This is a genomic window from Adhaeribacter aquaticus DSM 16391 (assembly GCF_000473365.1).
Classification (GTDB): Bacteria; Bacteroidota; Bacteroidia; order Cytophagales; family Hymenobacteraceae; genus Adhaeribacter; species Adhaeribacter aquaticus.
Window position 1 is genome coordinate 2,143,264 of sequence record NZ_KI421517.1, and the last position, 12,923, is coordinate 2,156,186.

Sequence of the window (12,923 nt, forward strand, 5' to 3'; positions counted from 1 at the left end):
CAAAATTTTGATGGGGCTTTTTATTTTAAATAAATTAACAAAAAATGTTTGGTTTAAAAGATAAATTTTATTTTAATTTGTGCCATAATACACTTTCCTACTTTTAAGGATTGATTTATAAAGAAGAGGCGAGAGAATAGGCTCTAAGACCCTCTGGCAACCGCAAGCAAACTGAAAGGTGCCAAATCCTATCCCAACTGAGGGAAATATAAATTAATTAATAATGAAAAACCACTTTATTGCCCCTAGCCTTTTTGTAGCTAATCCTAGCGTTTTAGCTTCATTGTGCGTTTCCAGCACCTCTCCCATTAGCTGTTGTTGCTGTTGTATCAGCATGTGCTAAGAGCATTCTACGAAATAAAGTTTCTTCGAACTTAATGCCAGCTAATAAAGAGCAGGCCCGGGTATAACTTTTTCATTTAACCTTAAATTTCTAAAACCATGTCAGCTAATAACCTTCATTTCGAAACTTTACAATTACATGCCGGCCAAGAAGCAGATCCTACCACAGGTTCCAGAGCCGTACCTATCTACCAAACTACCTCTTATGTATTTAATAATGCAGAACATGGGGCAAATTTATTTGCACTAAAAGAGTTTGGCAATATTTATACCCGCATCATGAACCCAACTACCGATGTTTTTGAAAAACGGATGGCGGCATTAGAAGGCGGGGTTGCAGCATTAGCGGTAGCATCGGGGCAAGCTGCGCAGTTTATTGCTCTTAACAATATTCTTCAGCCTGGCGACAATTTTGTAACAACCACCTATTTATATGGAGGCACTTACAATCAGTTTAAAGTTGCTTTTAAACGCATTGGTATTGAGGCTCGCTTTGCCGAGGGCGACAACCCAGAAAGCTTTGAAGGCTTAATTGATGATAATACTAAGGCCCTTTATTTAGAAACAATCGGTAATCCTGGATTTAATATTCCGGATTTTGAAGCCATTGCTGCTATTGCCCAAAAACATGATTTACCCCTAATTGTAGATAATACTTTTGGTGCCGGCGGTTATTTATTCCGTCCATTGGAGCACGGCGCCCATATTGTAGTAGAATCTGCTACTAAATGGATTGGCGGACATGGCACCAGCATTGGTGGTGTAATTGTAGATGGTGGCACCTACGATTTTAACAAGCCTAAATACCCGCAGTTTTCGCAGCCAGCTGAAGGGTACCATGGCTTAGTATTTGGTGATGTATTCGGCCCCAATGGTCCATTTGGCAATATCCAGTTTATCATCCGGGCCCGGGTAGAAGGCCTACGGGATTTTGGACCGGCTATTAGTCCTTTTAACTCATTTTTATTGCTGCAAGGCTTAGAAACATTGTCTTTACGGGTTGAGCGGCATGTACAGAATGCACAGGCCCTGGCGGAGTGGCTAGAGCAGCATCCGCTGGTAGAAAGCGTAAATTATCCAGGTTTAGCCAGCAATCCGTATAATACTTTAGCTAAAAAATATTTAAAAAGAGGCTTTGGCGCGGTGCTTTCCTTTGTTTTAAAAGGCAGTAAAGAGAATGCTTCCAAATTTATTGATAGCTTAAAATTGGTAAGCCATTTAGCTAATGTAGGTGATGCTAAAACGTTAATTATACAACCTTCAGCTACTACTCACCAACAATTAAATGAGCAGGAACAACAGAAAGCAGGTGTTTTACCTACGCTTTTGCGCATTTCAGTTGGTTTGGAGCATATTAGCGATATCAAAGCAGACCTTGAACAAGCCTTTGAAAACATAAAGGTTGCAACCGAAGAATCTGTTTTGGCTTAATTATAAATTATTAGCTAAGGCAAATTACCTTAAATTATTACAGCTTTGTAGTTTCAACAGTGAGAAAATGAACCTCGCTGTTGAAATTATGTTTTATCTTTGCAGAAATTATTGAATAGCATGAGTCAGGAAGTTTTAACGTACCCGTACCCATTTAACCTGGAGTGTGGGCAAAGTTTACCCGAGCTCCAGATTACGTATCATACTTACGGGAAATTAAATCCTGAAAAAAATAACGTGGTGTGGGTGTGTCATGCCCTAACCGCAAATTCTGATGTACTGGATTGGTGGAAAGGCTTATTTGGGGATAATAGTTTATATAATGCAGAAGAATATTTTATAGTTTGTGCTAATATTCTAGGCTCTTGTTACGGTACTACTGGTCCTTTGTCCATGAATCCGGAAACTGGCCAGCCGTATTACCAAAATTTTCCGGCTATCACCATTCGCGACATGGTGCAGGCGCACGAATTACTTCGCCAGCACCTGGAAATAAATCAAATTCACACGGTAATAGGAGGCTCTTTAGGGGGGCAACAGGCAATGGAGTGGGCTATTCAGAAACCAACCATTATTCAGAACTTAATTATTGTCGCCACTAATGCTTATCATTCTCCGTGGGGCATTGGTTTTAATGAAGCTCAACGCATGGCCATTCAGGCCGATCCTACTTTTTACCAGAATACCCCAGACGGCGGCAGAAATGGACTGAAAGCAGCCCGGGCCATGGCATTATTAAGCTATCGAAACTACGATACGTATACCAAAACCCAACGCGAAGAAGACTTAAATAAAACCGACAATTACAAAGCTAGCTCTTACCAAAAATATCAGGGAGAAAAACTGGTTAATCGTTTTGATGCTTATGCCTATTTCTCACTGAGTAAAACCATGGACTCCCATAATGTGGGGCGTAACCGTGGCAGTGTAGAGGCCGCATTAGCCCAAATAAAAGCGAAAACTTTAGTTATTGGTATTAATTCGGATGTTTTGTTTCCGGTTTCAGAACAAAAGTTCTTGGCAGCCAATATTAAAAATGCGGTTTATGTAGAAATTGATTCTTTTTACGGACATGACGGATTTTTGATTGAAACCCCCAAGCTTACTCAACTTATTGAATCTTTCTATGAATTACCAGTGGCAAAATAACTTTTAGCCTAATTATTTTTAGCTATAAGTTGTTTTATTACTGGTAAATACCTTTCTATTTTGCAGCATGATTGCACCTTTAAAACCTGGTGATACAATAGCAATTTGTGCGCTGGCCAGAAAAGTATCTATATCCGAACTGGAACCAGCTATTTCTATTTTTAAGGAATGGGGATTAAAAGTTGTTTTAGGTGCCTCCCTCTCGCTTGAATTTCATCAGTTTGCCGGAACAGACGAGGAACGATTAGCCGATTTTCAAAATTTGCTAGATAACCCCGAAGTAAAAGCTATTATCAGTGCCCGGGGTGGCTACGGCACCACCCGTATCTTAGATAGAATTGATTTCTTTACTTTTAAACTAAACCCGAAGTGGCTCATTGGGTTTAGTGATATTACGGCTCTACTTTGCCAAGTTCATAATTTTAGTATTGAAAGCATTCATGCTACCATGCCCGCTTTATTTGCTAAACCAGGCGCAGAACCGGCAATTCAAAGCTTACGAAAGATCTTATTTGGCCACTATGACCCCTATACCTGTTTAGCTCATAAACTTAACCGTCTTGGCAAAGCTAAAGGCACTTTAGTAGGAGGTAACTTAAGTATTTTGATAACTTGTTTAGGAACTTCATCCGAAATCGACACAGCGGGGAAGGTGTTATTTTTGGAAGACCTAGACGAATACCTTTACCACATAGACCGCATGATGGTACAACTGGACCGAGCTGGCAAATTAAAAGATTTAGCCGGTTTAGTTGTGGGCTATATGAGCGACATGAAGGATAACACCATTCCTTTTGGCAAAAGTGCTTATGAAATTATTGCGGAACATGCAGGCAAATACAACTATCCAATTGCCTTTGGCTTTCCTACCGGCCATGAGCCAGAAAACCTTGCTTTAATTTGTGGAAGAGAAGTGTTCCTTTCTGTTGATTCTACTGGTACAACTCTGGAATACACCTCTCCCCTAATAAATTAAACAGCTAATTGGCTATAAATAACTTGTATAACGGTTTGCCCAACCGCTTTTAAAGTTCTCCGATCAATAACCGACATATTATCAGAGTGACGGTGGTGGTATTTACCAAAGGTGCCATCCGGACTGGTAGGATCATAATCCAAAATATCTATTGTTGGCACACCTCCCTGCATCATGAACACATGGTCATCTGTTATCGGGCCATTTTCAGTATAAATAAAATAATCAGAATAGCCTAATTGGTTAGCTATTTTCCAAACGCTATTCAACGTTTGGGGAGCAAACTGTTTAGAATAGACTTCCTGGGCAAACTTGGCATTTTTTGCGCCAACCATATCCAGTAAAATACCAAAGTTGGCGCCATAGTTTGCCTGATGTTTATTTTGAGCCCAATGCTGCGACCCTAAACACCAGGTATTTTCTCCTCCCCCATCCGGATCACCATAATCTTCACCATCAAAGAAAAAAATATCCACACCTACATTTGGGTTAGCCTGGGCGGTGTGCAACAAACGACCAATCTCTAATAATACACCTACGCCACTGGCACCATCATTGGCACCATCGGGTGGTGTTGTCGGGTTGGTATCATCTTTATCTGCCCAGGGGCGGGTGTCCCAATGCGAGGCTAACGCAATACGATTAGCGACTTTGGGATTATACGATCCAATTATATTTCGCAACTTTAATCTTTTCCCATCAAAAGAAGTAGCCTCAAATTCCTGCACTTTTACATCGGCACCTAATTCTTTTAATTTTTGAATCAGGTAATCGCCACATGCCCGATGAGCGGTGGAATTAGGCACTCTTGGTCCAAAACTTACCTGCTTTGCAATATATTGGTAAGCAGAATCAGCATTGAAGGTTGGTGCTGTAGAAACTTCTTTGGTGGCAACCTGGGTATCTGGTTCTGTGACCGTTGTTTCTTTTTTCTTAAAATCACAGCCATACAATAACCCAACTACCAACCAGGTAGCCCAAATACTAGTCCAACTATTCTTCATAAGCCCAGTCAATTCCGGTTTTCATATCTTTGATTACAATGCCTTGTTTTTTAAAAGTAGTTCTTATTTCATCTACCCGGGCATAATTTTTAGCTTCTTTAGCTTCTTTATAAAAAATTAATAACGCATTTACATACTCTTCCTGATTGGTAGTTTTCTCTTCTTTCAATCCTAAAATATCTAATACCAAAGCCTGGTAAGTATCTCTTACGAAATTAAAAGTGTCCAAGCTGATATTGGCTAAACTGAGGGCACCAGTATAAAGACTATTCACCTTTTTCAGGAGGTTAAATAATGATGCAATGGTACGGGCTGTATTTAAATCATCATTCAAACCGGCAAAGCAATCAGTCGTTAATTTTCTTAATTCGGCATCTTGCTCCGGTACAACAGCCGCTTCGGCCGGATACGCTAGTTTATCTAATACGTGTAAGCCATTTATTAATTTAATATATCCTTTACGGGCAGCAATTAAAGCTTCATTCGAAAAATCTAATGTACTGCGGTAATGCGCCTGTAGCATAAAGAACCGGACTGTCATGGGGCTATAAGCCTGCTGTAATAACGGATGATCACCAGTAAATAATTGTCCGGGCAAGAAAGAATTTCCTTTTGATTTAGACATTTTTTCCCCGTTTACAGTTAGCATATTGGCATGCATCCAGTACCGAACCGGTTCTTCCCCGTTTACTCCTACTGCCTGGGCTATTTCGCATTCATGATGCGGAAACTTTAAATCCATGCCGCCGCCATGAATATCAAACTGTGTTCCCAGATATTTGGTACTCATAGAGGTACACTCAATGTGCCAGCCAGGAAACCCAATTCCCCATGGCGATGGCCAGCGCATAATATGCTCGGGAGAAGCATTTTTCCAAACTGCGAAATCCAAAGGGTTGCGTTTCTCAGCCTGACCATCCAACTCCCGTGTTTCGTTCTGCAAATCCTCAATGATTCGGCCCGATAATTTGCCGTAATCGTGGCTCTCATTATATTTCAACACATCAAAATAAACAGATCCGCCTGATTCATAAGCTAAACCTTTTTCGATCAGTGTCTCTATACTTTTAATTTGTTCAATAATGTGGCCTGTGGCAGAAGGCTCAATGCTGGGCGGCAATAAATTAAACTGGCTAAGCACCTCATGAAAATCATTGGTATACCTTTGCACAATTTCCATCGGTTCTAACTGCTCCAGCCGGGCTTTTACGGCAATCTTATCTTCTCCTTCATCACTATCATTCTCCAAATGCCCTACATCTGTTATATTTCGCACATACCTAACTTTGTATCCCAGGTGTTGAAGGTATCGGTATAAAATATCAAAAGTCAGAAAGGTCCGCACGTTACCTAAATGCACATTACTATAAACAGTAGGTCCACAAACGTACATACCCACAAAAGGCGGCTGCAAGGGTTCAAAAACCTCTTTTTTACGACTAAGGGTATTATATAAAGATAATTGCTGTTGTTGCATGCGGCAAAAGTAGCTGTTTTTAACTAAGATGTAAAATAAGTAAAAACTAAAAGAGTAGCCGGAAAGTTATAAGGGGCATATTAATTACTATAACCGTGCATACTAAAAATTTATGGTAAGCAGGCTTTTAAGGTTTCACTAGCCGGTAAGTGGCCATTATGGGAAAATGATCGGAATAGGCTATGGAGTCAATTAAATTAAAGTTTAAAACCTCAAATTTTTTACTACAAAATTGGTTATCTATACGCACAAAAGGTAGTTTGCCATTATAGGTCGCACCTATTCCCCAACCTCTTTCGGTAAAAGCATTCAAATACTGTTTGTTCAATTGCTGATAGGTGTAGCTATAAGGCAGGTCATTTAAATCGCCACATAAAATTACGGGATAAGGACACTGCTCTACATGGTCCATTAATATATTTACCTGATCGCTGCGCTTTACAAACCCTTTTTTAAACCGAAGCATCAGGTTTCTTCCTTGTTTTTTAAAATTATCCTGGTTTTTATACGATTGTACTATTTCTTTTTCTTCAATGCTCATTGATTGAAAGTGAAAATTATATACTCGAACAGTATCTGTATCTAAAATCACATCGGCAAACATCGCATGATTTTGTGTTAGCTTGCCAAAGCTAATAACCCCTCTATTTACTATAGGGTATTTTGAAAAAATAGCCAGCCCAAATTCAGCCCCTATTGCGTTTACTAAACTCGTAGAAAGAAAAGTATATTTATTCTGCTGCCGCCCTATTTTGCTAACCGAGTTATAAACTGGCGATTTTTTATCATTATAAAACTCCTGCAAACAAAATATATCGGCCGGGTTCTGAGCTATCCATCTTATCATATTTTTAGAAGAACTCAGATCATTATCCTGCAGATGAGCATAGGTGTTAAAAATACGAACATTATAACTTAATACCTGAACTCCATTTTGATCACGGGCATTGATGGCCTCCTCAGCAGCATCTGAATTAAATGCCACACCCCGTTCATAGTATCCCCAAGCTAGAAAAGTCACTAAAATGGGCAAAACCACTTTTGGTGACAGGCGCAAAAGCCAGACACTCAAAAATAACAGATTAAATGCAAGAGCAACGGGCAGGGTAAGTACAATAAATGCTGCCGGCCAGAAAGTAGTTGGCGGCACGTGCATAAAAAGAATGGCTATTATTAGCCACACCATTACTAAGCTATAAATCCCTAAAGAAAACTTTTTACGCACCTTACAAGAAGCTATTGGGCAAACTTACAAATTCTGATTAGAACCAACTAACATGAAAAGTGTGAATTTTATTTAATTTATCTAGGTAAATAATTTCTTTTTTAATCAAAAAAAAACGTCAGGTTGTATCTTAAGGAAAAATATTGTATTTTTGCAAAAGTAAACAATGTAGAAGAGGGGACAGCAGTCCCCTATTTTATTTTCTTATTTTTCCAAAACATGGTTTTTAAGGAAGAAAACATCCGGCAGTTGCTTACAGGAACAATACCTGAAAATGATCTGTTTATAGTAGGTGTTCACGTATCAGACTCAGCCGTAAAGCAAAAAGTTACAATAATTTTAGATGGCGATAATGGCGTTAGTATTGACCAATGTGCTATTGTTAGTCGTCGGTTAAGCAAGCGCATTGCAGAAGCCTATGGCGAAGAAATTCCATATACTTTGGAAGTAACCTCTCCGGGTGCCGATCAGCCGTTGTTATACCCCCGGCAATATAAGCGTCACGTTGGCCGCCGGTTAAAAGTAACCTTAAAAGATGGTTCTGAGAAAACAGGAAAATTAGAAGAGGTTACTTCTGCCGGTTTAACCCTGTTAGAAGAAACCAAAGAAAAAGGCAAGAAAATAACCATTACACCGGCACAACTTGCTTTTGAAGAAATAGATAAATCGCATATTGTAATATCATTTAAATAAAACAAAATGGATAGTTCAGTTCTGATCGAATCGTTTGCGGAATTTGCCAAATTCAAGAACATTGATCGCCCCACTATGATGCGTATTTTGGAAGACGTTTTCCGGACCATGATTCGTAAAAAATGGGGTACCGATGAAAATTTCGATATTATTCTGAATGTGGAGAAAGGTGACCTGGAAATCTGGCGTAACCGTGAAATTGTAGACGATAATTCTGAAGATATCTGGGATCATGATAAAATTCCGTTAGCTGAAGCCCGCAAAATTGAACCTGATTTTGAAGTAGGAGAAGAAGTTTCGGAAGAAATCAAATTAGAGGATTTTGGTAGAAGAGCCGTTTTAACAGCTCGTCAAACCTTAATACAAAGAGTAAAAGACCTGGAAAAGGATTTAATGTACCAGAAATATAAAGATCTGGTAGGTGAAATTATTTCGGGTGAAGTATACCAGGTATGGAACCGGGAAGTAATGCTAATTGACCCAGAGGATAACGAATTAATAATTCCGAAGTCAGAGCAGATCCCTAAAGACCGTTACCGCAAAGGAGATGTAGTACGGGCAGTAGTACATCGGGTGGATATCGTTAATGGAGCACCAAAAATTATTTTATCACGTACATCTCCGGTATTTTTAGAACGGTTATTTGAAAACGAGGTTCCGGAAATTTATGATGGTTTGATTATCATCAAAAATATTGTCCGGGAACCGGGTGAGCGGGCTAAAGTAGCCGTAGAATCGTATGATGACAGAATTGATCCGGTTGGTGCTTGTGTGGGCATGAAAGGATCCAGAATTCATAGCATTGTACGTGAACTGGAAAATGAAAACATAGACGTTATTAACTATACCGATAACCTGGAACTTTATATTCAGCGTGCGCTTAGCCCAGCTAAGATTACCAGCATGAAAATTAATGAAGAAGAAGGACGCGTTTCGGTATTCTTAAAGCCTGACCAGGTTTCTTTAGCTATAGGTAAAGGTGGTCAGAATATAAAATTAGCTAGCCGTTTAGTTGGTTTAGAAATAGATGTATTCAGAGAACAAGAAGAATACGAAGAAGATATTTCACTGGACGAATTCTCTGACGAGATCGAAAATTGGGTAATTGAAGAATTAAAACGAATTGGTTTAGACACTGCCAAAAGTGTATTAGCTGTAACGCGTGAAGATTTAGTTCGTCGGACAGAATTAGAAGAAGAAACCGTTGATGAACTTCTTTCTATAATTCGTCAGGAATTTGAAGCAGATAATAGTTAATTTGGAATGTATTTGGTGCTGCAGCTGTTAAAAAATTGCAGCACTTTTAAATTTATCATATAATTTTACGAGGTAATTAAATAATTTAAACTTTAAAAGAGAATTACCTCTTATAATAATAAAAAACAACAGCATATTGAGCATGGCAGAAGAAAAAACGATGAGGCTTAAACAGGTAGCAACAACCTTGAACATTAGTACGTCCACGGTTGTGGATTACTTAGCGGGCAAAGGTTTTGATATCGAAAATAAACCTACTTCTAAAATTACATCGGAGCAGTTCGATATGCTGATGAAAGCATTTGAATCGTCGTTGCAGGACAAAAACCTGGCCGATGCATTAAGTATTGGAAATAAAAAACCTGCCCCAGAACCTGAGGCGCCAAAAGCGCGTGAACCAGAAGTACTTAAAACTGAACCAGCTGTTCCGGTTCAGAAACAGGAAACACCTGTAGTTAATCAACCAGAATCTAAAGAAGAAGATCCGATTTCTACAGGAATCAAACTTCAAGGCATTAAAGTTTTAGGTAAAATACAATTGGATGCTAAAGGCAATCCAGTTACAAAACCAGCCGAGCCAACGCCAGCTCCGGCAGCAGCTCCTACACCTACTCCGGTACAAGAAAAACCAGTAGAAACACCTGTTGCGGCAGCACCGGAACCGGAGAAACCAGTTTCTCCAGCTGAAAAACCAGTTCCAGCTCCAGCTCCAACTCCAACTCCTGAGGTTGTGGCTGCGTCAAAACCAGAAGAAGTTGCAGAGACTAAACCAGTTGAACCGGAAGCTCCAGTTCAACCAGCTCCAAAACCGGTTGAAGCGCCTGTAGCCACTGCACCAGAACCAACTCCAGCTCCAGCTCCTGAACCAGAGGCAATTCCGGCGCCAGTAACAGCACAGGCTCCTGCTCCGACACCAATAGCACCGACTCCGGCACCAGTTCAGGAAACTCAGGAACCAGTAGCACAGGAGAACCCGGCAACACCTGTCTCAACAGAGGAGCCTGCTGCTGAAGAAGATGAAGCAGTTGAAACAATTGTGGCTCGGGCTAATACATTAAAAGGTTTAACTGTATTAGGTAAAATAGAATTACCTAGTAAAGATGCTCCTAAGCCCCAGGGTAAAAAAGGATTTAAAGGTGGAGAGGGCGATGGAAAAGGTCGTCCAACTCAGAACCAAAGCCAAAATCCTAATCAGAACCAAAATCAGAATCAAGGGGCTAACAATGCCGCTGGAGATAAAAATAAAAAGAAACGGAAACGTATAATTGTTCAAAACAATACTACTGCTCCTGATACCAATGATCGTCCGGTAGTTGTAAGAGGTGACCGTAAGGATTTCTCTCAGCAAGGCCCAGGACAAGGCGGTGGAAACAGATTTAACAATAACCGAAATCAGGGCGGTGGAAACCGACCTAATACAGCTCCGGGAGGACCTAAACCAGAAGTTAGCGATAAGCAGATTCAGGATCAGATTAAAGCCACTTTGGCTCGTCTGAGTGGAAACAAAGGTAATCAAGGAAACCGGGCTAAATACCGTCGTGAAAAACGTTCTGCTATTGCAGATGCGGAAGATCAGCGCCGGATGCAGGAACAGTCAGAATCTAAAACACTTAAGCTTACAGAATTTATCTCGGCTAATGATTTAGCTTCTTTAATGGATGTTTCTGTTAACGAGGTTATCAAAGTTTGTTTAGGTTTAGGCATGTTCGTCTCTATCAACCAACGTTTAGATGCAGAAGCGATCACTATTATAGCCGATGAATTTGGCTATGACGTAGAATTCTTATCTGCTGAAGACGAAGAAATTGAAACAGAAGATGAGGATAATGAAGAGGATTTAGCAGAACGTGCTCCTATTGTTACCATAATGGGTCACGTGGATCATGGTAAAACATCTTTGCTTGATTATATCCGGAATTCTAAAGTTACGGCAGGTGAAGCAGGAGGTATTACACAGCACATTGGAGCCTACGATGTATTAACTGACACAGGAAAACGAGTTACATTCCTGGATACACCAGGTCACGAAGCCTTTACCGCCATGCGTGCGCGGGGTGCTAAAATTACAGATATTGTAATTATTGTAGTAGCCGCCGATGATGATGTGATGCCACAAACTAAAGAGGCTTTAAATCACGCGCAGGCAGCCGGTGTACCTATTGTAATTGCGATTAATAAAGTAGATAAACCGTCTGCTAACCCAGATAGAATAAGGGAACAATTAGCAGCTATTAACATATTAGTAGAAGAATGGGGCGGTAAATACCAGTGCCAGGAAATTTCAGCTAAAACCGGACAAGGTATTCCAGATTTATTAGAAAAAGTATTACTGGAATCTGAATTATTAGAACTTAAAGCTAATCCGAACCGTCGCGCTGTTGGTAGTGTAATTGAAGCTTCCTTGGATAAAGGACGTGGTTATGTAGCTACCATTATGGTACAAACTGGTACATTACGGGTTGGTGATATTATGTTAGCAGGTTCTCATTATGGCCGTGTTAAGGCTATGACTGACCATCGTGGTAAACGGATGAAAGAAGCAGGACCTTCTACCCCAGTACAGGTATTAGGTTTAGATGGTGCGCCACAAGCCGGTGACAAGTTCCAGATTTACGAAACGGAACGTGAAGCCCGCGAAATTGCATCCAGCCGTTCGCAGTTACAACGGGAACAGAGCATGCGTACCAAGAAACACATTACTTTAGATGAAATTGGTCGTCGTTTAGCCATTGGTTCATTTAAAGAACTTAACGTTATTGTAAAAGGTGACGTGGATGGTTCAGTTGAGGCACTATCTGACTCTTTACTGAAATTATCGACTAGCGAAGTACAGGTAAATATCCTTTCTAAAGGGGTAGGCGCCATTTCGGAATCAGACGTATTGTTAGCTTCGGCTTCCGATGCCATCATTATTGGATTCCAGGTTCGTCCATCAGGCAACGCCCGTAAACTGGCCGAGCAGGAACAAATTGATATTCGTCTTTACTCAATCATTTACAACGCCATAAACGAAGTAAAAGACGCAATGGAAGGTATGTTGGCTCCAACTGTACAAGAAGTAATTACTTCTAACGTGGAGGTTCGGGATGTATTTAAGATTACGAAAGTGGGTACAATTGCAGGTTGTATGGTTACCGATGGTACCATTACCAGAAACACGAGAGTGCGGATTGTCCGGGAAGGTATTGTGGTACACTCTGGCGATATATTAGCCTTGAAACGTTTCAAAGATGATGTTTCAGAAGTAAGACAAGGCTACGAATGCGGTATCAGCATTAAAAACTTTAACGATTTGCAAATAGGAGACATAATTGAAGGATACGAAGAGAAAGAAGTTAAGCGTACACTTTAATAAAATTGATTTTAATA

Annotated in this window: 9 protein-coding genes and 1 riboswitch; of the genes, 6 read left to right on the forward strand and 3 right to left on the reverse strand. The window is 40.2% G+C overall.

Features of this window, described 5'->3' with window-relative positions; genetic code table 11:
- Positions 1-112: 112 nt before the first annotated feature.
- A riboswitch (SAM riboswitch) is annotated at positions 113-215 on the forward strand.
- Between the two features lie 226 nt (positions 216-441).
- The 3 genes from ADHAQ_RS25390 (at position 442) to ADHAQ_RS25395 (ending at position 3,898) form a co-directional block, all read left to right on the forward strand.
- Complete coding sequence (locus tag ADHAQ_RS25390; RefSeq protein WP_034256762.1) at positions 442-1,773, forward strand: O-acetylhomoserine aminocarboxypropyltransferase/cysteine synthase family protein; 1,332 nt, start codon at positions 442-444, stop codon at positions 1,771-1,773.
- A 120-nt stretch (positions 1,774-1,893) separates the two neighbouring features.
- The gene (metX, locus tag ADHAQ_RS0111530; RefSeq protein WP_026463067.1) at positions 1,894-2,922 is read left to right on the forward strand and encodes a homoserine O-acetyltransferase MetX; all 1,029 of its coding nucleotides are present in this window, start codon (positions 1,894-1,896) and stop codon (positions 2,920-2,922) included.
- Positions 2,923-2,989: 67 nt separating this feature from the next.
- Positions 2,990-3,898, forward strand: a complete 909-nt coding sequence (locus tag ADHAQ_RS25395; protein ID WP_034256764.1) for a S66 peptidase family protein — start codon at positions 2,990-2,992, stop codon at positions 3,896-3,898.
- Here ADHAQ_RS25395 and ADHAQ_RS0111540 read toward each other — a convergent pair.
- The 3 genes from ADHAQ_RS0111540 to ADHAQ_RS25400 form a co-directional block, all read right to left on the reverse strand.
- Positions 3,895-4,902 carry a M28 family peptidase gene (locus ADHAQ_RS0111540; RefSeq protein ID WP_026463068.1) on the reverse strand — a complete coding sequence of 336 codons (1,008 nt, stop codon included), beginning with the start codon at positions 4,900-4,902 and terminating at the stop codon, positions 3,895-3,897. The genes ADHAQ_RS25395 and ADHAQ_RS0111540 overlap by 4 nt on opposite strands.
- A complete protein-coding gene (gene cysS / locus ADHAQ_RS0111545; RefSeq protein ID WP_026463069.1) occupies positions 4,892-6,379 on the reverse strand; it encodes a cysteine--tRNA ligase in 1,488 nt (495 codons plus the stop codon). Before cysS ends, ADHAQ_RS0111540 begins: the two co-directional genes overlap by 11 nt.
- 127 nt (positions 6,380-6,506) lie before the next feature.
- Positions 6,507-7,604 (reverse strand): endonuclease/exonuclease/phosphatase family protein, encoded by a 1,098-nt coding sequence (locus tag ADHAQ_RS25400; protein ID WP_084523829.1) that lies wholly within the window; start codon positions 7,602-7,604, stop codon positions 6,507-6,509.
- A gap of 219 nt (positions 7,605-7,823) precedes the next feature.
- Between ADHAQ_RS25400 and ADHAQ_RS0111555 the strand changes: the two genes are divergently transcribed.
- From ADHAQ_RS0111555 to infB, 3 genes are all read left to right on the forward strand, one after another.
- Positions 7,824-8,297 carry a ribosome maturation factor RimP gene (locus tag ADHAQ_RS0111555; protein WP_051360181.1) on the forward strand — a complete coding sequence of 158 codons (474 nt, stop codon included), beginning with the start codon at positions 7,824-7,826 and terminating at the stop codon, positions 8,295-8,297.
- Positions 8,298-8,303: 6 nt separating this feature from the next.
- Positions 8,304-9,554 carry a transcription termination factor NusA gene (gene nusA, locus ADHAQ_RS0111560; RefSeq protein ID WP_026463071.1) on the forward strand — a complete coding sequence of 417 codons (1,251 nt, stop codon included), beginning with the start codon at positions 8,304-8,306 and terminating at the stop codon, positions 9,552-9,554.
- A gap of 142 nt (positions 9,555-9,696) precedes the next feature.
- Positions 9,697-12,906: a translation initiation factor IF-2 gene (gene infB, locus ADHAQ_RS0111570; RefSeq protein WP_026463072.1), complete on the forward strand. Its 3,210-nt coding sequence runs from the start codon at positions 9,697-9,699 to the stop codon at positions 12,904-12,906.
- Positions 12,907-12,923 lie beyond the last annotated feature (17 nt).